The sequence below is a fragment of the Nocardioides sp. LHD-245 genome (assembly GCF_030929495.1).
GTDB lineage: Bacteria > Actinomycetota > Actinomycetes > Propionibacteriales > Nocardioidaceae > Nocardioides.
Genome location: NZ_JAVFWN010000015.1, coordinates 84,314 through 108,199 on the forward strand (window position 1 = coordinate 84,314; position 23,886 = coordinate 108,199).

The following is a 23,886-nucleotide window of genomic DNA, read 5'->3' on the forward strand; positions in this document are numbered from 1 at the left end:
CGGGGAGGCGGTCAGGGCAGCAGGTCGGCGAGATCAGGTACGACGACGTCGGCTCCCGCCGCGCGCAGCGCGTCCGCGCCCGCGCCGCGGTCGACGCCGATGACCAGTCCGAAGCCGCCCGCGTGACCGGCGGCGACCCCGTTGATGGCGTCCTCGAGGACGACCGACCGGGCGTCGGTGGCTCCGAGCACCTGCGCCGCGTGGGAGAAGGTGTCGGGTGCCGGCTTGCCGGGCAGGCCGAGCTCGGCGGCCAGCCCGCCGTGCATCACGAAGGCGAAGCGGTCGCTCAGGCCGGCCGCCACCAGCACCGCCGGAGCGTTGCGCGACGACGACACCACCGCCATCGGCACGCCGCGGCGGTGCAGCTCGTCGAGGAGCCGGACCGAGCCCGGATAGGGCGTGACGCCTTCGACGGCGAGGATCTGGTTGAACGCCTCGTTCTTGCGGTTGCCCAGGCCGCACACGGTCTCCGCGCTCGGCGGGTCGTCCGGCGTACCCTCCGGCAGCGTGATCCCACGGGACCCGACGAACGACCGGACGCCGTCGTAGCGCGGCTTCCCGTCGACGTAGGTGAAGTAGTCCTGCTCGGTGTACGGCGGATATGCGACGTGGTCGGCCGCGGCGCGCGCCGTCAGGAAGGCCGTGAACATCGTCTCCCAGGCGTGCATGTGCACCTCGGCCGTCGGCGTGACCACCCCGTCGAGGTCGAACAGCACCGCGTCCCAGGCCTTCCAGTCCACTTGTGTCGGAGGCACCTCCCCAGGCTAACGGCGCGGACCTCAGGGTTGGGTCAGGGACGCGATCCGGGTCACACCGGATTCGCCAAGGCGTCTCGTCTGATGAAATGCACCCATGCGCATCCCTCTCTTCGACTCGCTGCTCCGGCCTGTCCTGGACCCCGTGCTCGGTCCGGCGAAGCAGCGGATCGGCATCTGGCTGCTCAACCGGACCATGCGCAACGGGATCGACCTGCGCAAGCTGCGCTTCCTGCCCGACGCCTTCACGCTCCCGCTGCGCCGCCGGGGACTCGACCCGGTGCCCGAGCTCGCGAAGGTGCAGGCCGAGGAGCCGGTGAAGAAGCTCGCCGACCTGTTCGGCAAGGGCGTCTGGCTGGTCAGCGGGTACGACGCGGCGCGCGACGTGCTCGCCGGCGGCGCGGACGTGTGGTCCAACGACCTCGGCCAGTTCGTGTCCCAGGAGGGCCGCTCCGACGAGGAGCAGATCGGCGGTCTCGGCATGACCGACCCGCCGCTGCACACCACGCTGCGGCGCTATCTCACGCCCGAGTTCACGATGCGGCGGCTCGCCCGTCTCCAGCCCGGCATCGAGGCGATCGTCAAACAGCGCCTGGACGCGATGGAGGCGGCCGGCCGGGGTGGGCGTCCGGTCGACATGGTGGAGGAGTTCGCCTTCGCCGTACCGTTCGACGTGATCTGCGACCTGCTCGGCCTGCCGGTCGACGACCGGGCCCGGTTCCTCGAGCTCGGCGTCGCGCGCTTCGACCTCACCGAGGGTGGCGCGGGCGCCTTCGGCGCCGCCGCCCACACCCGCGAGTTCCTCATCAACGCCGTGCGCGAGCAGCGTGCGAACCCCGGCGACGGCCTGATCGGCGCGCTGCTGAAGGAGCACGGCGACGAGCTCGACGACGTCACGCTCGGCGGCATCGCCGACGGCGTCTTCCTCGGGGGCTACGAGACCTCCGCGTCGATGCTGGCGCTGGGTGCCTACTTGATCGCCACCACGCCGAAGGCCGGCGAGATGCTGCGCTCCGAGGACGCCGAGCAGGTCAACCGGGTCGTGGAGGAGCTGCTGCGCCACCTGTGCGTCGTCCAGCTCGCCTTCCTCCGCTTCGCCAAGCAGGACGTCGAGATCGGCGGCATCCTGATCAAGGAGGGTGACGCCGTCGGGGTCTCGCTCCTCGCCGCCAACCGCGACCCGCTCCTGGCGGCCGGCCTCGACGAGTTCGACCCGGGGCGTGAGCCCACCCGGCACCTCGCCTTCGGCTGGGGCATGCACCGGTGCGTCGGCGCCGAGCTGGCCCGGATGGAGCTGCGGACCGCGCTGCGGCTGCTCGCCGAGCGCTTCCCCGACCTGGCCATGGCCAGCGACATCTCCGAGCTGGAGTTCCGCAAGCTGTCGGCCGTCTACGGCGTCGAGTCGCTCCCGGTCTACACCGGCGCCGACCGGGTCCCCGCGTGACCGACCCGGCGCAGATTGAACTGGACTGCCCGTCGACCCGGCGCAGATTGAACTGGACTGCCCGTCGACCCGGCGCAGATTGAATGCGATGAGTTCAATCTGCGCCGGGTGGGCGGACCTGAGGACTCAATCCGGGCCGGGTCGGCGGCTGTGGGGCATTCAGATGCGCCGGGTCGGCGGGACGTAGGGTCGCCGGGGTGAGGATCGTGGTGGTCGGCGCGGACGCCGCCGGGATGAGCGCCGCCCACACGGCGCTGCGGGCGGCGGCGAGGGCGGGTCGCGAGATCGGGGTCACGGTCGTCGAGGCGACCGGCCACACGTCGTACTCGGCGTGCGGGATCCCGTACTGGATCGCGGGGGACGTGCCGCAGGGCGAGGACCTGGTCGCCCGGTCCGCGCAGGAGCATCGCGCGGCCGGCATCGACCTGCGGCTCGGTTCGCGGGCGGTGGCACTCGACAGCGAGCGGCGCCGGGTACGGGTCGAGGGGCCCGCCGGCACCGACGAGCTGGAGTACGACGAGCTGGTGCTCGCCACCGGCGCCGCGCCGATCGTGCCCGACTGGGCCCGGGCGGCCGACGGCGGCCTGGTGGAGGGCGTCCACCCCGTCAAGAACCTCGACGACGGCGCGGTCTGGACCGAGCTCCTGACCGGCGCCGCGGAGGTCGGCGCGGCCGACCGCCCGACCCGGGCGGTCGTCGTCGGGGGCGGCTACATCGGCCTCGAGATGGCCGAGGCCCTGATCCGGCGCGGCCTGTCCACGACCCTGGTCACCCGGAGCCGGGTGATGAGCAGCCTGGACGCCGACCTGGGCGCCGAGATCGAGGACGGCATGGTCGCGGGCGGCGTCGCGCTGCGCACCGGCCGGACGATCGACCGGCTGGAGACGACAGCCGGGCCGAGTGGTGTGCGGGTGAGCGGCGTCGTCACCGACACCGGGGAGCGGCTCGCGGCCGACGTCGTCGTCCTCGCGATCGGGGTCGAGCCCGCGACGTCGCTCGGCGCCGCGGCGGGGCTGTCACTGGGCGACGACGGGGGCTACCTGCCCGATCCCGGTGGTCGCGTCGCGCCGGGGATCTGGGCCGCCGGCGACTGCTGCGAGGTCACGCACCGGCTCACCGGACGCCGTACCTTCCTGCCCCTGGGCACCCACGCCAACAAGCTGGGCCGGGTGGTCGGCGACAACCTGCTCGGCGGCGACCGGTGCTTCGGTGGGGCTCTCGGGACCGCCATCACCCGCTTCGTCGCGGGCGGTGTGCATCTGGAGATCGCCCGCACGGGCCTCTCCAGCGTCACGGCCGCGGACGCCGGGTACGACGTCGTCGCCCTCGTCACCAGCGGTACGACGGCCAGCGGCTACATGCCCGAGGCCGAGCCGATCCACACGAAGGTGATCGCCGACCGGGCGACCCGCCGTCTCCTCGGCGTGCAGATCGTCGGCGGGCCGGGCTCGGCGAAGCGGATCGACGCCGCGGCCGCCGCGCTGTGGGGCGGCCTCGACGTCGACGACCTGGCCGGCATGGACCTGGCCTACGCCCCGCCGTTCGCGACGGTGTGGGACGCCCTGCAGATCGCGGCCCGGCGGCTGGCCGACCGGCTCTGACCGCCGCGCCGTCGTACCGGACAAAACCGTCCCGAGATCGGCCGATCCACGACGGTTTCGTCCGGTACGACGGGGACTACTTGCTGGTCGTGAGGCGGTACTGACGCACGGACAGCGGCGCGAACACCGCGATGATCAGCACCACCCAGATCAGCGTGTAGGCGACCGGGTTCTGCATCGACCAGGCGTCCGAGCCAGGCCCCACTCCGGTGTTGCCGAACAGGTCGCGGCTGGCCTGGGTGACCGCCGAGACCGGATTCCACTCGACGAACGGCTTGAGCACCTTGTTGAACGACTCGGTGGGCACGAACGCGTTGGAGATGAAGGTCAGCGGCATGATCACGATGAACGACGCGTTGTTGATCACCTCGACGCTGGGGACCATCAGGCCGACCCACGCCATCACCCAGCTGATGGCGTAGCCGAACACCAGCAGCAGCGCGAACCCGGCCAGTGCCTTGAGGGCGCCCTCGTTGATCCGCCAGCCGACGATCAGGCCGGTCAGCGCCATGATGATGAGCGAGAGCACGTTGTAGACCACGTCGGAGGCGGTCCGGCCGACGAGCACCGCGGAGTTGGACATCGGCAGCGACCGGAACCGGTCGATGATGCCCTTCTGCATGTCCTCGGCGAGGCCGGCGCCGGTGAAGGTCGCGCCGAACACGATGGTCTGGCCGAAGATGCCGGCGATCAGCCACTCGCGGTAGTTGACCCCGGGCGTCTCGATCGCGCCGCCGAAGACGTAGGCGAAGAGCAACACGAACATGATCGGGCTGACCAGGACGAACACCAGGATCTCCGGCACCCGGATGATCTTGATCAGGTTGCGCTGGGCGACCACCCAGCCGTCGTTGAGGGCCTGGGCCATGGTGCTCACTGCTGCGCCTCCGCGCTCTCGTCGGTGCTGTCGTGTCCGGTCAGGCTGAGGAAGACGTCGTCGAGGGTCGGGCGGCGCAGGCCGACGTCGAGGACCTTCACCGCGTCGCGCTCGAAGCCCTGGAGCACGCGCAGCAGGTCACCCGCGGCGTCCTCGCCGACCGCGGCGGCGAGCTCGCGGCCGCCGCCGTTGACCTTCACCTCGCCCACCGCGACCTCGTTGAGGATCCGGCTCGCCGTCTCGGCGTCGACGGTGCTGGTGAGCACCACCTCGATCCGCTGGCCACCGGTCTGCGCCTTGAGCTCGTCGGCGGTGCCGTGGGCGATCTCGCGGCCGTGGTCGATGACGACGATGTCGTCGGCCAGGACGTCGGCCTCCTCGAGGTACTGCGTGGTCAGCAGCAGCGTCGCGCCCTCGCCCACCAGCTCGCGGATGACGTCCCACATCAGTTGACGGCTGCGCGGGTCGAGTCCGGTCGTCGGCTCGTCGAGCACGATGACGGGCGGCGCGGCGACCAGCGCGCCGGCCAGGTCGAGGCGCCGGCGCTGGCCGCCGGAGTAGGTCTTGGTCGGTCGGCTCGCGAACTCGGTCAGGTCGAAGCGCTCGAGCAGCTCCTGTGCCCGGGCTCGGGCGCGGGCCCGGCCGAGGTGGTAGAGCCGGCCGATCATGACCAGGTTCTCGTACGCCGTGAGGTGCTCGTCGACCGCGGCGTACTGCCCCGACAGGCCGATCTTCGACTTGGCCGCCGCCGGGTCGGCCAGCACGTCGATGCCGGCGACGGTGGCCGTGCCGGCGTCGGGCTTCAACAGCGTGGTCAGGCAGCGCACCGCCGTGGTCTTCCCGGCGCCGTTGGGCCCGAGCAGGGCCAGCACCTTGCCCTCCGGCACGGCCAGGTCGAGCCCGGCGAGGGCCTCGACCTCCTTGTAGCGCTTGACCAGTCCGGTCGCGCGAATCATCGGTTCGCTCATCGCAGCCCCTGCGTCTCCTCGTGTCGATCGTCTTCCCGCTTCGCACACTAGGGACCGCCACCGACACCGGAACTCATCGCCGGCTGCGCCGTTGGACCGACGGCTGGGGGGCCGAGCCGAGCAGAACCGTCGATCCCGAGGGTGGTCCCCGTGTCCCGAACGAGCTTCCTGGGGGCCGGTCTCGCCGCGCTCCTGGCCGTCGCCGTCCCGTTCGTCCCCGCCGCCGCCGCGCCGGCGCGCGCGGCGACCTGCGCGAACAGCGCGGTCCCGTTCGGTCCGGGCGCCGATCTCGCCGGGGTCCGCGCGGCAGTCACCTGCCTGGTCAACGCCGACCGGGCGACCTGGGGCCTGCCGGCGCTGAGCGCGTCGCCGTCGCTCGACGAGGCGGCCCGGCTGCACGGCGCGTGGATGGCGACCACCCAGGTGATCGACCACGTCGAGTCGGGGCCGGGTGCCCTGCCGCAGCCCTGGGACCGGGCCACGGCCGCCGGCTACGCCTACGCGTTCGTCGGGGAGAACCTGGCCGCGGGCCAGCCGACGCCGCACGACGTCGTCCAGGGCTGGCTGCGCAGCGTCGGGCACTGCGTGAACCTGCGCTCGCCGGAGCCGCTGGACCTCGGCCTGTACGTCACCACCGACCCGATCGTCCACCAGGGCGCCGGCATCAGCCCGGTGTGGACGCTCGTCCTGGGACGGCAGGCCGGAGTCGGCGTACCGTCGGCCGACACGGCCGCGCGGGCCGCCTGCACGTCCGGGGGTCCGTCGGCCACGCCGCCGCAGGCCGGGGGCGCGGCCGACCCGTCGTACGGCGGGAGTACGACGGGCACGGCGTCCCGGGTCAAGGTCACGGCGGTCGGTGGGAAGCGGCGGGCGACCTTCACGATCAGGGCCCGGGCGGGGAAGCGGGCCGCACGGGGGAAGGTGGTGATCGCCGTCGACGGCCGGATCCTCGAGAAGGTGCGGCTCTCGCGCCGGGGGACGGTCACGGTGACGCTGCGCAAGCAGCCGAAGGGCGCGCGGACCTACACGGTCGTCTACCTCGGCAACAAGCGGACGCGGGCGTCGCAGCGCAGCGTCGACGTACGGGTCCGCTAGTGGTCATCTCCGTTGATTCATCAGGGGTCTACGCACCCACAGCACGCACCTCGCTACGTTGGCGACGCTCGGAAGACGACCCGGTATGCCATCGCGCCGCCGCCTTGCGAAGCACCCACCGTGAGCACGAATACCCCCGACGTATCAACGGAGATGACCACTAGTCAGGTCCGCCTCAGGTAGGCAAGGCTTCCTTCTCTGGAATCGTTCCAGAAAGCGTGGCAGGCTGGTGGTCACCGACAGTCCAGCGAAAGGGAGCATCATCCATGGCGACCACCGCGACCCGCCACCGCACGGCCCAGCACGTCTCGCACCCCGCCTTCCGCGCCGACGCGACGTTCGCCGGCCACCTCCAGCAGGTCCTCGTCGACCTCAACGACCTGGCCCTCCAGGGCAAGCAGGCGCACTGGAACATCGTGGGGCCCAACTTCCGCGACCTCCACCTCCAGCTCGACGAGATCGTCGACGCCGCCCGCACGTTCACCGACGACGTGGCCGAGCGGATGCGCGCGGTCTACGTCGTCCCGGACGGCACCTCCGCCCGCACCGCCGCCCAGTCCAGCCTGCCCGCCTTCCCCGGCGGCGAGGTGGAGACCGGGGCCGCCATCGACGCGATCGTCGCCTCGATCTACGCCGTCACCGGCACTGCCCGCCGGGTCCACGACGACGTCGACGCAGCCGACCCCACCACCGCGGACCTGCTCCACACGATCATCGAGCGCCTCGAGCAGCTCGCCTGGCTGACCGGCGCCGAGCGCCGTACGCCGGGCGCCTCGGTGCCGGAGGCGATCCTCGCCTGAGGCGCGGTCCTGGTGCGCCGCGCAACTACCCGATTCGTCGCGATCGGGGCTCGCGGACAGCGCATTCGGTAGTTGCGCCGTCATCACGCCAGCCCGGACGCTAGACAGATCGGTCGATATGTCTCATTCTTGGGGCATGTCGACCGAACTGTTCCAGGGTTACCAGCCTGGCGGCGGGGCCGCCTGGCGCGACCCGTGGGCGTCGTACGCCTGGCTGCGCGACCACGACCCGGTCCACCACGTGGTGCCCGACAGGCGGGCCGACCGCGACCACTACGTGCTGTCCCGGCATGCCGACGTGCTGGCCGCCGCGGTCGACGTCGCGACCTACTCCAGTGCGCACGGCCTCACCGTCGAGTACGACGAGCTGGAGCGGATCGGTCTCGTCGACAACCCGCCGTTCGTGATGACCGACCCGCCCGTCCACACCACCTTCCGCAAGCTGGTGGCCCGCGGGTTCACGCCCCGCCAGGTGCGCGAGCTGGAGCCGGTGGTTCGGGCGTACGCCGCCGAGCGGCTCGACGCGCTCCGCGCCGCCGGCGGCGGCGACGTGGTGGCCGAGCTGTTCAAGCCGCTGCCCAGCCTGGTCGTCGGTCACTACCTCGGCGTCCCGGCCGCCGACCAGCCGCGCTTCGACGACTGGAGCGGCGCGATCGTCGCGGCCAACGTGGCCGGTGAGGGCGAGGCCGCGGCGGCGGGCGCGGCGGACGCGACGCTGGAGCTGATGGGCTACTTCTCCGAGCTCGTCGAGCGTCGGCGCCACGAGCCCGGCGAGGACACCGTCTCCCAGCTGGTCCGGGCGGACGTCGAGCTGCTCGAGATCCTCGCGTTCGTCTTCACCATGGTGGCCGGCGGCAACGACACCTCGACCGGCGCGCTCGGCGGCGCGGTCCAGCTCCTCGCCGCGCGTCCCGACCAGCGGGCGCTGCTCGCGGGCGACCCGGGCCTGGTGCCCGATGCCGTCGAGGAGTTCCTCCGGCTCACCTCGCCGGTCCAGGGCCTCGCGCGCACCACCACCCGCGACGTCGAGCTGCATGGCACGACGATCCCCGCGGGTCGCAAGGTCCTCCTGCTCTACGGCGCCGGCAACCGCGACCCGCGCAAGTACGGCCCCGACGCCGACGCGCTCGACGTGCGCCGTCGGCCGAGCCAGATCCTCAGCTTCAGCCAGGGCCACCACCACTGTCTGGGTGCGGCCGCCGCGCGGCTGCAGATCACCGTCGCGCTGGAGGAGCTGCTGGCACGGATCCCCGACTTCGCCGTCGACGAGGACGCCGTCACCTGGGCGCCGGGGCCCTACGTCCGCCGTCCGCTCTCGGTCCCGCTGGTCGTGGCGTGAACCGGTCCGCGACGCCCTGGGTCGACCGCCGGGCACCCGCCGTCGAGCGGATCCTCGACGCGGCCGGCGCGCTCTTCGCCGAGCAGGGCGTGGACGGGGTCGCGATGGGCGAGATCGCCGCCGGGGCCGGCTGCTCGCGAGCCACGCTCTACCGCTACTTCCCCGACCGACCGGCGCTGCAGCTGGCGTTCGTGCAGCGCGAGGCGATCCGGGTCGGTGCCCTGGTCGTCGCCGATCTCGCCGATCTCCCCGACGCGACGGGCGATCTGGTCACCGAGGCCGTGCTCTCGGCGCTGCGTCACGTCCGCGCGGCGCCGCCGCTCGCCGCCTGGTTCCGGGAGACCGACGCGGGCCGCACGGCCGACCTCGCGCAGGGCTCCGAGGTGATCGAGGCCCTCGGACTCACCATGACCGACGACCCGGACGCCGCCCGCTGGCTGGTCCGCGTGATCGTCTCGCTGCTGACCGTCCCCGGCGGCGACGCCGCCGAGGAGCGCCGGCTGGTCGAGCGCTTCGTCGCCCCCGTGATCGCCCTGACCGTCCCCTGACCGTCCCCTGACCGGTCCCTGAACAAGCCCTGATCGCGGCCCGATCGACCGGGTGACCGGGTCCTCGTCCCCTACGGTGGAGCCCGTGGGAGCGGTGGTCTGGGTCTACACGGTCGTCACGAGCCTCGTCCTGGCCGCCGGCCTCGCCGCAGTGATCCGCCGGATCCTCGGCGCCCGCGTCGGCTGGCTGCGCACGCTGCTCGTCGGCTGGACCGCACTGCTCGTCGGCATCCCGGTCACGGGCAAGCTGGCCGTCGCCGCCGGCGTCGGCACCGAGAGCGGCGAGCTGACGACGTCCGAGGGGACGGCTGCCGCCTTCCTCCTCGTCAGCTGCCTGTGGGTCTTCGCGGCCGCCCTGGCGGTCGTCATGCTGCTCGAGGCGCTCCTCCCCTCGGGCAGCGTCCCGGGCCCCCGCGAGGCCGTGGGCCGGTTCCGCGCCTGGTTGCGCCGGACCCGGCGCTATCTCCAGATCGGCCGCGCCGCCACGGGCTCCGGGCTCGGCGCCGTGCTGCGCGGCGGCCCGGGCTCGGCCTCCTTCGGTCCCGCGCTCGCCTCGGTGTTCAACAGGTCGGGCGTCACCTTCGTCAAGCTCGGCCAGATCCTCGCGACCCGCGACGACTTGCTCCCCGCGGAGACCACCCGCGCGCTCGCGACCCTGCAGTCCGACGCCGACCCGGAGCCGTACGACGCCGTCGCGGCCACCATCGAGGCCGACCTCGGCGGGCGGCCCGATGCCCTCTTCGCCACGTTCGACACCGTCCCCCTCGCCGCGGCCTCGGTGGCGCAGGTCCACACCGCGACCACCCACGACGGCCGCGACGTCGTGGTGAAGGTGCAGCGCAGCAAGGCGCGCCGCCAGGTCGAGGTCGACACCGACATCCTGGTCCGGCTGGCCCGCACGGCCGAGCAGCGCTGGCCCTGGGCGCGGGACATGGCCGTGTCCCGGCTGGCGACGGGCCTGGCCCAGTCGCTGCGCGAGGAGCTGGACTACCGGATCGAGGCCGGCAACACCGCCTCCGGCGCGGCCGCGCTGCGGGAGCGGACCGACATCGTGGTGCCGGCGGTGGACACCGCGCTGAGCACGCGCCGGGTGCTGGTGATGGACCGGCTCCACGGCGTACCCCTGTCCGCCGGGGCGGACGCGGTCGCCCGGCTCGACCCGGCCCGGCGCGTCGAGCTCGCCGACACCCTCATCGGCGCGCTGCTCGACACGGTCTTCGTGGCGGGTGTCTTCCACGCCGACCTGCACCCCGGCAACATCCTGGTGCTCGACGACGGGCGGCTCGGCCTGCTCGACTTCGGCGCCGTCGGGATCCTCGACAGCGAGACCCGGCAGCTGCTGGCCCTGCTGCTGTTCGCGATCCTCAGCGACGACGCGGTGTCCGCGGTCGACGCGCTGACCCTGGCGTTCGACGTACCCGACCAGCTCGACGTCCCGCTGCTGCGTCGCGACCTGGGCCGTGAGATCGCCGCGCTCCAGCTGCGGACCAGCATCGGCGGCGACACCTTCGCCCGGATCTTCGCGGTGCTCCGGCGCCACGGCATCGGCGTGCCGGGCGACGTCGCCGCCGCCTTCCGCACGCTGACCTCGGTCGACGCCGCCGTCACCCTGCTCGACCCCGGCAGCAGCCTGCTCCAGTCGGCCCGCGCCCAGCTGCCGTCCCTGCTCCGGCGGCTCGCCGAGCCGAAGCGGGTGGCTGCTCAGGCGGCCAGCCAGGCCGGTGTCCTGGCGGCCATCGCCCGCCGGCTGCCCGAGCGGGTCGAGCACCTCACCAGCGCTCTCGGCGACGGCACCTTCACCGTCCGCACGCGAGCGTTCGGCGACCCCGAGGACCGGGCGTGGCTGCGCGATCAGGTCAACAACGGCCTCGCGGCGGCCTTCGGCATCACCGCCTGCATCCTGGCCGTCGTCCTGGGCCGGATCGACGGCGGACCGCAGCTCACCGACCAGCTCTCGCTCTTCGGCCTGCTCGGGCTCGCGCTCGGGTTCTGCGGCGTGACGCTCGCGCTGCGCGTGGTGGTGCGGCTGTTCCAACGCCGCGAGTAGCGGCTCGCGGTGCCGGGGTCAGGTCTTGCTCTCGGCCAGCAGCAGGGTGCCGCCGAGCCCGATCATCATCGACCCGCCGGTCGCCCGGATCGCCGAGAGGCGCCGGGGCGAGCGCGCGAACCACTCACGGGCCGACCCGGCGGCCACCGCCCACGCGCCGTCGCAGACGAACGCGATGAGCGTGAACACCAGCCCGAGGACCATCATCTGCAGGGGCACGTGGCCCGCGCGGAAGTCGACGAACTGCGGCAGCGCCGCGACGAAGAACACGATCGTCTTCGGGTTGGTCGCGCCGACGATGACGCCCTGCCGCAGCACGGTCCGCGACGACACCCGCCGCGCCCCGGTGTCGACGGGGTCGTCCAGTCCACTGCGGCGGTGCCGGATCGCCTGGACGCCGAGATAGGCGAGGTACGCGGCGCCGAGCACCTTGATCACGGTGAACAGGGCGATCGACCGGGCCACCACCGAGCCGACACCGAAGGCCACCGCGGCGATCGGGACCAGGGAGCCCAGCTCGTTGCCGAGCACGCTCCACAGGCCGCCGCGGCGACCGACGGACAGCGACTGGCCGATCACGAAGAGCACGCTGGGCCCGGGGATCGCGATCAGGATCAGCGAGGTCAGCGCGAAGGCGAGGAGGACGTGCGGCTCGGGCATCTGGTGATCGTAGTCCTGGCAGGCGCGGAAGGCATCGACGATTTCGTGGTGCCACTGCGGGACGCCGGCGAGTGATGGTGTCCTGATATCGTCTGATATCAGGAGGTGTCACATGACCGACGTGCTCATTCGGAACGTGTCCGACGACGACCTGCGCCGGATCGACGAGAAGGCACGCCGTCTCGGTCTCTCGCGTGTCGACTACCTCCGTCGGATGGTCATCCAGGAGGCGGCCCGCGGCGGGGAGGCGGACGAGGCGACGGTCGAGGTGTTCGCCCGGGTCGCCGACCTCGCCGGTGATCTCGCCGACGACGAGGTCATGCGGGACGCCTGGTCGTGACGCACTGGCTGGTCGACAAGTCCGCGCTGGTCCGCCTGGCCCGGGCCGTCGATGCCGAGGAGTGGCTCGAACGGTGTCGACGAGGGCTGGTCCGGGTCACCTCTCCCACGCTGCTCGAGACCGGCTTCTCGGCGCGAACCGCCGAGGACTGGGAGGCAGTGATCGGCCGGCCGCCCATCTCGTGGTTCCCGGTCGAGTACCTCACGCCGACGATGGAGCGACGAGCACTCGAGGTGCAGGGCATTCTGGCCAAGCGCGGCCAGCACCGGGCGCCGTCGGTGCCCGACCTGCTGATCGCCGCGGCCGCGGAGATCTCGGGGCTCGTCGTCCTCCACGTCGACAAGGACTTCGAGCTGATCGCCGAGGTGACGGGTCAGCAGGTCGAGCGCCTCGACATCACTGGCTGACCAGCGCCGTCTCCACCTGTTGCTCGATCGACGGCGCCAGCGCGTCGTCGCCGGTGACGATCTCGACCCGCTCGATCCGGCCGGTGAAGCGGTAGCCGTCGCGGGTGCCGTAGTCGTCGGTGACCGGCGTGCCGCGGTCGATCCCGACGTCCAGGGTCTGGTCCATCGAGAACATGCCGGGCAGGGAGCGCTCCAGGCGGCCGTGGCCGACCTCCGCCCCGTCCAGCACGAGGGTGAGGTCGGCGCCCTTGCCGAGCCCGCCGCCGTCGTACCCGAACCGGAGCTCGGCGACGTGCTCGCCCTCGGTGAGCGCCACGGTCGAGCGCAGATGGGTCCAGTCGAGGGCCGCGTAGCTGTAGGTCCAGGTGAGCACGCCGTCCTTGACGTAGAGCGACCAGCCGCCGAAGTAGCCGCCCTGCGCGACGATCACGCCGCGTGTGCTCGGACCGCCCGAGAAGACCGCCCGGGCCAGGTGGGAGGCGTTGCGGACGATCGGTACGGCGTCGTCGCGGAGCCGTCCCGACGTCGGCCCGAGCACGATCGAGGCCGGGGGAGCGGGCCGGCTCCCGGCGGAGCGCGCGAACACCAGCTTGTCGTCCATCGGCAGCACCTGGTTGCGCCGGGCCTCCGCGAGGAAGAGCTCCTGCAGGGCGGCCAGCCGCTCCGGCTCGGCCGCGGCCAGGTCACGGGCCTGGGTCCAGTCGGTCGTGGTGTCGTACAGCTCCCAGCGGTCGTCCTCGAAGCGCGGCGTCTCCGCGAACCGCGGGTGCCACGGGGCCTTGTGGGCCGCGACCGCGGTCCAGCCCTCGTGGTAGATCCCACGGTTGCCGAACATCTCGAAGTACTGCGTGGTGTGGCGCTCCGCGGCCCGTGGCTGGTCGAAGGAGTAGGCGAACGAGACCCCGTCGAGGGGGGCCTGCTCGACCCCGTCGATGGTCTCCGGCACCGGTACGCCGGCGACGTCGAGCAGCGTCGGCAGCACGTCGTTGACGTGGTGCCACTGGTGTCGCACCTCGCCGCGAGCCCGGATCCCGGCGGGCCAGTGCACGACCAGCCCGTTGCGGGTGCCGCCGTAGTGGGAGGCGACCTGCTTGGTCCACTGGTACGGCGTGTCCATGGCGACCGCCCAGCCCGCGGGATAGTGCGCGTAGGTGTCCGGCCCGCCGAGCTCGCCCGGCCGCTCCGCGATGAACCGCGCGATCCGCTCCGGGTCCTCCTCGATGCCGTTGAAGTGCAGGCCCTCGTTGAGGGTGCCCGCGTCGCCGCCCTCGGCGGAGGCGCCGTTGTCGCCGAGGATGTAGAGCACGATCGTGTTGTCGAGCTCGCCCCGCGCGCGCAGCGCCGCGATCACCCGCCCCACCTGGGCGTCGGTGTGCTCCGCGAAGGCGGCGTACAGCTCCATCAGCCGCTGTCCGGTCTCGCGCTCCGGCTCGGAGATCTCGTCCCAGTGGGGGACGCCTGGCGTCCAGGGCGCCAGCTCCGCGTCCTCGGGTACGACGCCCAGCTGCCTCTGCCGCTCCAGGGTCAGCTCGCGCTGGCGGTCCCAGCCGTGCGCGAACTCCCCGCGGTAGCGGTCCCGCCACGACTCCGGCACCTGGAAGGGCGCGTGGGTGGCGCCGAACGCGAGATAGCAGAGCCACGGCTTGTCCGGCGCGTGCCGGCGCACGTCGCCGGTCCACGCGATCGCCCGGTCGGCGAGGTCCTCCGACAGGTGGTAGCCCTCGGCCGCCGTGCGGGGCGGGTCGACGAACGTGGTGCCGTCGACGAGGGTCGGCTCGAACTGGCTGGCCTCGCCGCCGAGGAAGCCGTAGAAGCTGTCGAACCCCTCGCCCGTGGGCCAGCGGTCGAAGGGACCGGCCGCGGTCTGCTCCCACGGCGGGGTCTGGTGCCACTTGCCGAAGGCACCGGTGCTGTAGCCGTTGCCGCGCAGGATCTGCGCGAGGGTGCCCGCGCTGCGGGGTCGTTGGCCGTCGTACCCGGGGGCGCCGGTCGAGATCTCCATGACCGTGCCGACCCCGACCGCGTGGTGATTGCGGCCGGTCATCAGCGCCGCGCGGGTGGGGGAGCAGAGGGCCGTCGTGTGGAAGCGGGTGTAGCGCAGGCCGTCCTCGGCGAGCTCCTCGGCGACCGGCGTGCGGCACGGGCCGCCGAAGACCGAGGGCGCGCCGAAGCCCATGTCGTCGAGCAGGACGACCAGCACGTTCGGTGCGCCCTCGGGGGCGCGCAGGCGCTCGCGCAGCGGCAGCGGCGCGACCTGGTCGCGGGCGTCCAGCTCGGCGTCGAAGGGTGCCCGGTCGCGGTGGAAGGGCAGGTGGGTGCGGTCGGTCATCGGGTCTTCCGTTCAGGGCGTGGGGCGTGAGGGCGTCAGGGAGTCGGGGCGTGAGGGAGATCAGGGAGTCAGGGAGATCAGGAGGCGAGGGAGTTGCCGCATCGGAAGCCGACATTGGCCGAGGCGGAGTCGGGCGTGTTGCCGCTGCGGGCGGCGACGCGGTAGCGGTTGCAGTAGGAGTCGTGGCACAGGTACGAGCCGCCACGCAGCACGCGGTGGGTGCCGTGGTCGGGTCCGCGCGGGTCGGTGGCCGGACGGTCGGTGGGGAAGGTCGCGTAGTACGCCGGGTCGAACCGGTCGGCGCACCACTCCCAGACGTTGCCGACACTCTGGTACAGCCCGTACCCGTTGGGGCGATAGGACTTCACGGGTGCCGTGGTGAGGTGGCCGTCGTCCAGCGTGTTGCGTGCGGGGAAGTCGCCCTGCCAGACGTTCAGGCGCCAGGCGCCGCCGTCGTGCAGCTCGTCCCCCCACGGGAACCGGCGCCCGGCGAGACCGCCGCGGGCGGCGTACTCCCACTCGGCCTCGGTCAGCAGCCGCTTGCCCGCCCACCGGCAGTAGGCCTGGGCGTCGTGCCAGGTCACGTGCACCACGGGGTGGTGCGGCAGGTCGCCGATCGAGGAGCGCGGTCCCGCGGGGTGCCGCCAGTCCGCGCCCTTGACCGCGACCCACCACGGCGTCGTGTCGAGGTGGTGCAGCACGTCGCCGCGCGCCGCCTCGACCGCGAGGTGGAAGACCGCGGAGACGCCGAGCCGCTCGGCCTCGGTGACGTACCCGGACGTCTTGACGAAGCGCGCGAAGGCGGCGTTCGTCACCGCCGTCTCGTCGGCGAGGTACGGCGCCAGGGTGACCTCGTGCACCGGTCCCTCGCCGTCGCCCGGATCCCCGTCCCCGAAGGGATCGCCCATGGCGAAGGTGCCGCCGGGGATGGGGCGTTGGCCGCGGGTGTCGCGGTGGGGCGGCGCTTCATCACGTGATGTAGGCGAAGGGTCACTTGTGTGGTGGAGCCCCGCTACAGAAGCGGCACTTCGCCTACTTAACGTGATGAAACCGCGGCCCTCGCCCCCGCCCCCGCCCCCGCCACCCACCGAGCCCGCGCAGCAGGCCCCGCTCACGACGCCAGCTCGCGGATCCGCCGGCCACGGCGGGCCGGGTCGGGCACGGGGACGGCGTCGAGCAGCCGGCGGGTGTAGTCCGCCTCGGGCCGGGAGAAGACGGTGCCGACGGGCCCGACCTCGACCAGCTCGCCCGCGCGCAGCACGGCGACCCGGTCGGCGACCTGGTGCACGACCGCGAGGTCGTGACTGATGAACAGGCAGGCGAACCCGAGCCGCTCCTGCAGGTCGCGGAACAGCTCCAGTACCCGCGCCTGCACGGACACGTCCAGCGCGCTGGTCGGCTCGTCGGCGACCAGCAGCGCCGGCTCCAGCGCCAGGGCGCGGGCCAGCGCGATCCGTTGCCGCTGGCCGCCGGAGAGCTCGCGCGGTCGTCGCGTGGTGTACGACGCCGGGAGCTGGACGGCCTCGAGCAGCTCGGCCACGCGGGCGTCACGTTCGGAGGGTGTGCCGACCCGGTGGATGTCGAGCGGTTCGCGGATGCTCGCGCCGACGGGGTAGCGCGGGTCGAGCGAGGCCTCGGGGTCCTGGTGCACGAACGCCAGGCCGCGGCGCAGGTGGCGACGCTGCGAGCGGGGCGCGGCGAGCACGTCCTCGCCACCCAGCAGCACCTGGCCCCCGGCGAGTGGCACCAGGCCCGCGGCCAGCCGGCCGAGGGTGGTCTTGCCCGAGCCGGACTCGCCGACCAGGCCGACCACCTCGCCGGGTGCCACCTGCAGGGACACGTCAGTGACGGCGGGGAAAGCACGGCCGCGACGGCGGGAGCCGTAGTGGACGTGGACGCCCCGGAACTCGACGGCCGGCACCGCCGCCGGTGCGGTGACCGTCGCCGGTGCGGGGGCGGCCGCCGAGGGCTCGACGACGCTGTCGAGCTGGGGCAGCCGCAGCACCGAGGCGAGCAGCGTCCTCGTGTACGGCTCGCGCGGATCCGCGAACAGTGCGCGGGTCTCGCCCTCCTCGACCACGTTGCCCGCCTGGAGGACGACGACCCGGTCGGCGATCTCCGCGACCACGCCCATGTTGTGGGTGATCAGGACGATCGCGGTGCCGGTGCGCTCGCGGATCCGGTCGAGCAGGCGCAGGATCTCGGCCTGCACGGTCACGTCGAGCGCCGTCGTGGGTTCGTCGGCGAGCAGCACGTCCGGCTCGTTGGCGAGCGCGAGGGCCAACACCACCCGTTGCTTCTGACCACCCGACAGCTGGTGGGGGTACGCCGCCAGCCGGCGCTCCGGCTCGGGGATCTCGACGGCGCGCAGCAGCTCGACCGCCCGCGCGGCGGCGGCCTTACGGTTGCGGGTGCCGTGCGCCCGCAGCGCCTCGCGCAGCTGCCAGCCGATGGTCCGGACGGGGTTGAGCGCGGTCTGCGGCTCCTGGAAGACCATCGCGATCCGGGCGCCGCGGATCCGGTTCAGGTCCGCCTCGGGCAGGCCGAGGATCTCCTCGCCGTCGTACCGGATCGAGCCGGTGGCCCGCGCCCCCGGCGGCAGCAGGCCGAGGACGGCGCGCGCGGTCATCGACTTGCCGGAGCCCGACTCGCCGACCAGGGCGAGGATCTCGCCCCGGCGCAGGGTCACCGACACGTCTTCCACGGCGGGGCGCGGCTGGGCGAAGGAGATGGCGAGGTGCTCGATGTCGAGCACTGCCTCGGTGGAGTGGAGGTCAAGCACGGCGGGCCTCACTGAGCGACTGGGAGATGAGCAGGAGACCGAGGACCAGCGCGACCACGACGGCCAGCGGGCCCACGGCGAAGAACGGGGCGTCGTGCAGCAGCCGGACGCCGTCCTTGATGAGCGAGCCGAGCGACGGGTTCGGCGGGCGGACGCCGAGGCCGAGGAAGCTCATCGCGCCCTCGATGAAGACCGCGACCGACATCGACACGGCGAGCTGGACGGTCAGCGGCTCCAGCGCGTTGGGCAGCACGTGCTTGCGCAGCACCCACAGCGGTCCCGCGCCGACGACCTGCGAGGCCTCGACGAACGGCATCTCACGGACGGTGCGTACGGCGGTGCGCACCAGCCGTCCGAAGACGGGGATCTCCAGAGTCACGATGACGACCCCGACGGTGAGCAGCCCGGGCCCGAGGAACGCGGTCAGCAGGATGCCGAGGATCAGCGCGGGGAAGGCGAGCAGCAGGTCGAAGGCGCGCTGCGCGATGACGTCGGTGACCGACCACCAGCTGGTGACCAGGCCGAGCAGCACGCCGAGGACCGCGCCGATGGGCACCGCCGCGAAGACGACGACCAAGTCGGCCCGGATGCCGTACAGCGTGCGGGAGAGGATGTCCCGGTTGAGCTCGTCGGTGCCGAGCCAGTGCGCGGACGTCGGGCCCAGCAGGTTGGCGCCCGGGACCTGTTCCGTCGGCCCGTACGGCGCGAGCAGCGGCCCGAGCACGCCGAGCAGCACCACCGCGCCGACGAGCACCACGCCCACCAGGCCGCGGCCGTGGCGCAGCGCGGGCAGCAGCCCCGAGCGCGGAGCCGGGGCGGGGTCGCCCGGCACCGGCCCGACCGGGACGGGGCTCAGGGGCTCCTCGAGGGAGACGTCGACGGATCCGGACATCACGAGGCTCCGTTCGTCGCGGTGGTCAGCCGCACGCGCGGGTCGAGCCACGCATGGATCAGGTCGCTGGCGAGCTGGGTCAGCACGAACACGACGACGGAGAGCAGCAGCAGGACCTGCACGACCGGGTAGTCGCGCGACGAGATGCCCTGCTCGATGAGCCGGCCCAGGCCGGGCCAGGCGAACACGGCCTCGACCAGGATCGCGCCGCCCAGCAGGGTGCCGAACTGGATGCCCAGCACCGTGATCGACGACGGCAGCGCGTTGCGCAGCGCCTGGGTGAGCACGATCCGGCGCCGGGGGATGCCGAGCGCCCGCGCGGTGGTGACGTAGGGCTGCCGCAGCTGGGTGCGCAGCGCCTCGGTCAGGAAGCGGGTCAGGGCCGCCCAGGCCGGGAGGGCGAGGGCCAGGCCCGGCAGCAGGAGGTACTGGAAGGCGATGTCCGGGTGGGCGAAGAACCCGCCCGGCGGCGTACCTCCGGCCGGCAGGACGGGGAAGCGCACCGCGAACACCAGCACCAGCACCAGCGCCGTCGCGAACGTCGGCACCGCCACCGCGGCCGTGTTGAGCGCGGACAGCAGCGAGTCGAGCCAGCGCTTGTCCCACACGACCGCGGCGGTGCTGGTCAGCAGGGCGCCGGCCGAGGCCAGCACGAGGGCGAACAGCGTCAGCACCACGGTGTTGAGCGCGCCATCGGCGATCAGGCTGCCCACGTCGCCCCCGAGTTTGTACGACGGCCCGAGGTCCAGCCGGGCGAGGTCGCCGAGCCAGTGCAGGTACTGGCTCCAGAACGGCTGGTCCAGTCCGAGCTCCGCGCGGATGGCCGCGCGGGACGCGGGGGTGGCGTCCGGCCCGGCGAGCACCGAGACCGGGTCGCCGGGCACCAGCCGGATCAGGGCGAAGATCCCGATCGACGCGAGCACCGTCACCAGCAGGGCCGAGCCCAGCCGGTGGAGGAGGTAGCGGGTCACGGCCGGCTCACTTCGTCAGGTAGGTGTCGTGGAACAGCGGCTCGCCCCGCTTGGTCTGCCCGAGGTCGTGGACCTGGGTGCTGCTGGCGTCCTGCGGCAGCGTGATCGCGATCTCCAGCAGGAACGAGCCCTTCAGCAGCGCCTCGTTGAGCGCGGTGTAGTCGGCCGGGTCCCCGTCGTCCGTCCCCTGAGCGGCGGGCTGCTTCCACACCTTGTCCGCGATCGCCTGGTAGTCGGCGTCGACGTACAGCGAGGCGTTGTGGTCGGCGTTGAACGGGTACGCCGACACGGCGAGCGTCGAGGGCGTGTAGTGCGCGTAGGCGTGGTTCAGGATCCACAGGCCCTCGAACTTCGCGCCGATCAGCTGCTGGATCACCTGTGCCTGCTCCTGCGGGTCCAGCTCGGCCTCGATGCCGACCTTCGCCAGGTCCGACTGGACGATCTGCGCGATGGCGCCGTACGCCGGGTTCTCCGACGGGTAGGTCAGCGGCAGGGTCGGGATCTGGACGCCGTCGGCCTTGGCCTCCTCGACCAGGGCCTTGGCCTTGTCGAGGTCGAAGTCGTAGGTCGCGTTCGCGTCCGCGTCGTATGCCGGCGAGTAGTCCGGCCACGGCAGGCTGATCGGGATGGCGGCGCCGCGGTAGACCTCGTCGACCACGCGCTTGCGGTCCAGGGCGTAGGCGATCGCCTGCCGGACCCGCACGTCGGACAGCGCCGGGTTCGTCACATTGGTGCCGACGTACACCTGGCCCTCGGCGCCGTTCCACTGGTTGACGCGGAACGCGTCCTCCTTGCCGAGGCTCTCGAAGTCGCGGTACGACGCGCCGAGGATCAGGTCCAGCTGGTGGGCGCGGAGCTGGGAGACCTGGGCCTGCGGGTCGGGGATGACGCTGACGTCGATGCCGTCGAGGGCCGGCCTCCCGCGCCAGTAGTCGTCGTTGCGCGTGAAGCTGATCTTCGCGCCGGGGCTCCAGCTCGCGAACTCGAACGGGCCGGTGCCGACGAACGCCTTGCCCTCACGCAGCTGGTCGATCGACTCGGAGTCGATGATCGGCAGCATGTCGAGCAGGTCGAAGACGTTGCTCAGCGGGTGCGCGAAGGTCAGCGTGATCGCGTGCTCGTCGGTGGTGTCGAAGCCGGTGATCGCCGCCGCGGTGCGCTGCAGCTGCACCGTCCAGACCGGGTCGGCCCAGGTCTTGATGCTGAACTCGACGTCCTTGCTGGTGAAGGGGCGGCCGGAGTGGAAGGTGACGTCGTCGCGCAGCTGCAGGGTCAGCCGGGTGCCGTCCTCCGACTGCTCCCACGACGTCGCCAGGGACGGCTGCGGCTCGAGCTCGTCGAGGGGGTAGTCGACGAGCGAGTCGTAGACGCTGCCGATCAGCACGTTGATGGCGTCGCCGGAGTTGGTGAAGATCCGCGCCGGGATGATGTCGTTGAGGGCGCCCACGCGCAGGGTGCCACCCTCCTGGCGCTCCCCGGAGCTGGCCTTCAGCTCGTCCACCGCGGAGGAGCACGCGGTGGCCGCGATCAGGGTGGTCGCCGCGACGAGCGCGGCGGCCAGGCGCCGGAGTGGTCGGGATCGCCGGAGCCGGCCGGGGTGTCGGCGGGGCTGGACGGGGACGGCAGGGGACACGGGTGTTCCTTTCGCAGGGCGGTGCGGGAGTTCCGGGAGGGAGGGGGTCAGGCGCCGGGTCGTCGACACGCGCCGCCCGCCTCGACACCGGTGAGCTCGACACAGGCGAGCGGGTCGTCGAGGACGGGACCGAGGGCGACGGTGCAGGCGCTGATCGCCTGGATGTCGCTGCCGAAGCGGGTGAAGGAGACCGGGACCGGGTGGTCGAGCGCCGTGTGCGCGTCGTAGGCGCCGACGATCACGTCGAGCAGGCGGGGGTCGCCGGTGAAGGCCTGGCCGACCAGCACGACCCGGTCGGGGGAGAGCATGTCGCGCACCGACCCGGCCGTCGCGCCGAGCAGGCGGGCCCGCTCCACGTCGGACCGGGCGCTGGACCGGGCGTCGGACCGGGAGTCGGATCGGGCGTCGGCGAGCGCGTCGACGGTGGCCGCGAGGCAGCCGGTGCGCCCGCACGGGCAGGCGACGTCCGTGCCGGTGGGGAAGTGGGTGAGGCTGGCGGCCCGGGTGACGTCGGTCTGGACGCCCCGGTCGACCGCGACCGACCAGCCGAAGGTGTCACGGGCGTAGAGGTAGAGCGTGAGGCCACCGGGGGCGCCGGTGCTCCCCGTGCGGCTGTGGTGGGCATGCCGCCGGTGCAGGAACTCGGCCGCGGCGACCGCCGAGATGTGGTCGCCGGTGCGGACCGGCAGCCCGGTCAGCTCGTGCAGCTCGGCCTCGCGCTCGGTCGGGACCAGCCCGAGCTCCCGCCACGGGGCGACCAGGCCGGCGGCGAGCGGGACCCGCCCCGGGTGCGAGCCGAGCAGTGCGGCGGCCTCGCGGCTGAGCTGCTCGAGGTCCGGCTCGGCGCCGAGCGGGCGACGTACCGTCTGCGCGGCGAGGACGCGGCCGGTGAGGTCGCCGAGGGCGACCGTCGCGATCCGCCGGCCGATGTGCACGCCGATGGTGACGTAGCGGTCGGGGTCGATCTCGACGGGGACGCCGGGGCGGCCGGTGGCGCCCGGCCGGGCGCGGTCGGGCCGCTCGCGGAGCAGGCCGCGCTCGACCAGCAGCGCGGTGGCGCGGCCGACGGTGGCGATGCTCAGCCCGGTCGCGGCGGCGACCTCGTCGCGCGAGGCCCGACCCGCGGCCCGGACCTGCTCGAGCACCTGGGTCGCGGTCGGGCTGAACCGGCCGCGGGACACGGTGATGATCGGCGAGCGGGTCACGCCGTACCTCCTCCGGGTCGCCTGGATCTGAATTGTCTATCAATCTACTCGACAAACTGTAGATCACGAGGGAGGTCATGGCGCAAACCCGTCCCGCGATCCGGGCGGGTTCGGATCACGGTGAGCGAAAGCCTTGTCCGGCGCGGGTTTCCTCCTCACCGTTGGGCCTCGTCCCGACATCCAGACGAATTCCCCAGTGACCCGGAGGACCCACCCATGACCATCAGCCTCGACCGCGAGACCGCTGCGCCCGCGACGGCTGCACCCACGACGACCACTGTGAGCAGGCTGGGCAGCCGGATCGGCGCCCGCATCGACGGCGTCCGCCTCGGTGGCGACCTGGCGCCGGAGACCGTCGCCGAGATCCGGGCCGCGCTCAACGAGCACAAGGTCGTCTTCTTCCGTGGCCAGGACCACCTCGACGACGACGGACAGATCGCCTTCGGCGAGCTGCTCGGCGCGCTCACCACCGCCCACCCGACCGTCAATACCGGCAGTGCCCGCGTGCTCGCCCTCAAGGCCACCAAGGGCATGGCCGCCAACTCCTGGCACACCGACGTCACCTTCGTCGACCGGGTGCCGGCGTTCTCGATCCTGCGCGGCGTGACCATCCCGGAGTACGGCGGCAGCACGGTCTGGGCCAACACGGTGGCGGCGTACGCGTCGCTCCCGCCGCAGCTCAAGTCGCTCGTCGACGACCTGTGGGCGGTGCACACCAACGACTACGACTACGCCAACCACTACACCGAGGAGGGCGAGGCCAACTCCCAGTTCAGCCGTGCCGAGTTCGCCTCGACCGTCTACCAGACCGAGCACCCCGTGGTCCGGATCCACCCGGAGACCGGGGAGCGCGCGCTCCTGCTAGGGCACTTCGTCAAGAACTTCGTCGGCTTCAACTCCAAGGAGTCGGCCGCCCTCTTCAACCTGCTCCAGGACCGGGTCACCAAGCTCGAGAACACCGTGCGCTGGGCGTGGCAGGCCGGCGATGTCGCGATCTGGGACAACCGCGCGACCCAGCACTACGCCGTCGCCGACTTCGACACCCAGCTGCGCGAGGTCCGCCGGATCACCGTGCAGGGTCCCGTCCCGGTGTCGATCGACGGCCGCGAGAGCCGCGTCGTCCAGGGCTCGGCCGACGTCTACAACCGGCTCGACGAGCTGATCAGCTGACCGACATCGGTCGGCGCCCCGGC

General features: G+C 72.8%; 21 protein-coding genes. 10 read left to right on the forward strand and 11 right to left on the reverse strand.

The features are described from left to right. Positions 1-11: 11 nt before the first annotated feature. Positions 12-755 (reverse strand): HAD-IA family hydrolase, encoded by a 744-nt coding sequence (locus RB608_RS21385; RefSeq protein WP_308090084.1) that lies wholly within the window; start codon positions 753-755, stop codon positions 12-14. Positions 756-852: 97 nt separating this feature from the next. Here RB608_RS21385 and RB608_RS21390 point away from each other — a divergent pair, with 97 nt between their 5' ends. Together RB608_RS21390 and RB608_RS21395 are read left to right on the forward strand one after the other, a co-directional pair. Next, a complete protein-coding gene (locus RB608_RS21390) occupies positions 853-2,199 on the forward strand; it encodes a cytochrome P450 (protein ID WP_308090085.1) in 1,347 nt (448 codons plus the stop codon). Positions 2,200-2,396: 197 nt separating this feature from the next. Then, a complete protein-coding gene (locus RB608_RS21395) occupies positions 2,397-3,800 on the forward strand; it encodes an FAD-dependent oxidoreductase (protein WP_308090086.1) in 1,404 nt (467 codons plus the stop codon). A gap of 76 nt (positions 3,801-3,876) precedes the next feature. Here the strand turns inward: RB608_RS21395 and RB608_RS21400 are convergent, their stop codons facing one another. Both RB608_RS21400 and RB608_RS21405 read right to left on the reverse strand, forming a co-directional pair. Next, positions 3,877-4,668, reverse strand: a complete 792-nt coding sequence (locus RB608_RS21400; RefSeq protein ID WP_257423006.1) for an ABC transporter permease — start codon at positions 4,666-4,668, stop codon at positions 3,877-3,879. A 5-nt stretch (positions 4,669-4,673) separates the two neighbouring features. After that, complete coding sequence (locus tag RB608_RS21405; protein WP_308090087.1) at positions 4,674-5,645, reverse strand: ATP-binding cassette domain-containing protein; 972 nt, start codon at positions 5,643-5,645, stop codon at positions 4,674-4,676. A gap of 150 nt (positions 5,646-5,795) precedes the next feature. Here RB608_RS21405 and RB608_RS21410 point away from each other — a divergent pair, with 150 nt between their 5' ends. From RB608_RS21410 to RB608_RS21430, 5 genes are all read left to right on the forward strand, one after another. Further along, positions 5,796-6,740, forward strand: a complete 945-nt coding sequence (locus tag RB608_RS21410; RefSeq protein ID WP_308090088.1) for a CAP domain-containing protein — start codon at positions 5,796-5,798, stop codon at positions 6,738-6,740. A 266-nt stretch (positions 6,741-7,006) separates the two neighbouring features. Continuing rightward, on the forward strand, positions 7,007-7,540 hold the full coding sequence (locus tag RB608_RS21415; protein ID WP_308090089.1) for a DNA starvation/stationary phase protection protein: 534 nt from the start codon (positions 7,007-7,009) through the stop codon (positions 7,538-7,540). A gap of 136 nt (positions 7,541-7,676) precedes the next feature. Then, positions 7,677-8,879, forward strand: coding sequence for a cytochrome P450 (locus RB608_RS21420; protein WP_308090090.1), 1,203 nt, complete (start codon positions 7,677-7,679; stop codon positions 8,877-8,879). Continuing rightward, entirely contained in the window at positions 8,876-9,427 is a 552-nt protein-coding gene (locus tag RB608_RS21425; RefSeq protein ID WP_308090091.1) for a TetR/AcrR family transcriptional regulator, read from the forward strand. Before RB608_RS21420 ends, RB608_RS21425 begins: the two co-directional genes overlap by 4 nt. An 85-nt stretch (positions 9,428-9,512) precedes the next feature. Then, on the forward strand, positions 9,513-11,474 hold the full coding sequence (locus RB608_RS21430; protein ID WP_308090092.1) for an AarF/UbiB family protein: 1,962 nt from the start codon (positions 9,513-9,515) through the stop codon (positions 11,472-11,474). Between the two features lie 18 nt (positions 11,475-11,492). Here RB608_RS21430 and RB608_RS21435 read toward each other — a convergent pair whose 3' ends face one another. Then, complete coding sequence (locus tag RB608_RS21435) at positions 11,493-12,134, reverse strand: LysE family translocator (protein ID WP_308090093.1); 642 nt, start codon at positions 12,132-12,134, stop codon at positions 11,493-11,495. A 112-nt stretch (positions 12,135-12,246) separates the two neighbouring features. On the opposite strand from RB608_RS21435, the gene RB608_RS21440 reads away from it, so the two are divergent. Both RB608_RS21440 and RB608_RS21445 read left to right on the forward strand, forming a co-directional pair. Then, on the forward strand, positions 12,247-12,474 hold the full coding sequence (locus RB608_RS21440; RefSeq protein ID WP_308090094.1) for a ribbon-helix-helix protein, CopG family: 228 nt from the start codon (positions 12,247-12,249) through the stop codon (positions 12,472-12,474). Next, positions 12,471-12,881, forward strand: a complete 411-nt coding sequence (locus tag RB608_RS21445) for a PIN domain nuclease (RefSeq protein ID WP_308090095.1) — start codon at positions 12,471-12,473, stop codon at positions 12,879-12,881. Before RB608_RS21440 ends, RB608_RS21445 begins: the two co-directional genes overlap by 4 nt. Here the strand turns inward: RB608_RS21445 and RB608_RS21450 are convergent. From RB608_RS21450 to RB608_RS21480, 7 genes are all read right to left on the reverse strand, one after another. Next, complete coding sequence (locus RB608_RS21450) at positions 12,871-15,210, reverse strand: arylsulfatase (RefSeq protein WP_308090096.1); 2,340 nt, start codon at positions 15,208-15,210, stop codon at positions 12,871-12,873. The genes RB608_RS21445 and RB608_RS21450 overlap by 11 nt on opposite strands. Before the next feature lie 77 nt (positions 15,211-15,287). Further along, complete coding sequence (locus tag RB608_RS21455) at positions 15,288-16,256, reverse strand: formylglycine-generating enzyme family protein (protein WP_392391032.1); 969 nt, start codon at positions 16,254-16,256, stop codon at positions 15,288-15,290. Positions 16,257-16,321: 65 nt separating this feature from the next. Beyond that, the gene (locus tag RB608_RS21460; protein WP_308090097.1) at positions 16,322-17,992 is read right to left on the reverse strand and encodes an ABC transporter ATP-binding protein; all 1,671 of its coding nucleotides are present in this window, start codon (positions 17,990-17,992) and stop codon (positions 16,322-16,324) included. Beyond that, entirely contained in the window at positions 17,985-18,884 is a 900-nt protein-coding gene (locus tag RB608_RS21465; protein ID WP_308090098.1) for an ABC transporter permease, read from the reverse strand. Before RB608_RS21465 ends, RB608_RS21460 begins: the two co-directional genes overlap by 8 nt. Then, positions 18,884-19,855, reverse strand: a complete 972-nt coding sequence (locus RB608_RS21470; RefSeq protein ID WP_308090099.1) for an ABC transporter permease — start codon at positions 19,853-19,855, stop codon at positions 18,884-18,886. Before RB608_RS21470 ends, RB608_RS21465 begins: the two co-directional genes overlap by 1 nt. A 7-nt stretch (positions 19,856-19,862) precedes the next feature. Continuing rightward, the gene (locus RB608_RS21475; RefSeq protein ID WP_308090100.1) at positions 19,863-21,488 is read right to left on the reverse strand and encodes an ABC transporter substrate-binding protein; all 1,626 of its coding nucleotides are present in this window, start codon (positions 21,486-21,488) and stop codon (positions 19,863-19,865) included. A 47-nt stretch (positions 21,489-21,535) separates the two neighbouring features. Further along, positions 21,536-22,693 (reverse strand): helix-turn-helix domain-containing protein, encoded by a 1,158-nt coding sequence (locus RB608_RS21480; protein ID WP_308090101.1) that lies wholly within the window; start codon positions 22,691-22,693, stop codon positions 21,536-21,538. 216 nt (positions 22,694-22,909) lie between these two features. On the opposite strand from RB608_RS21480, the gene RB608_RS21485 reads away from it, so the two are divergent. Then, positions 22,910-23,863 (forward strand): TauD/TfdA family dioxygenase, encoded by a 954-nt coding sequence (locus RB608_RS21485; RefSeq protein ID WP_308090102.1) that lies wholly within the window; start codon positions 22,910-22,912, stop codon positions 23,861-23,863. Positions 23,864-23,886: the final 23 nt, after the last annotated feature.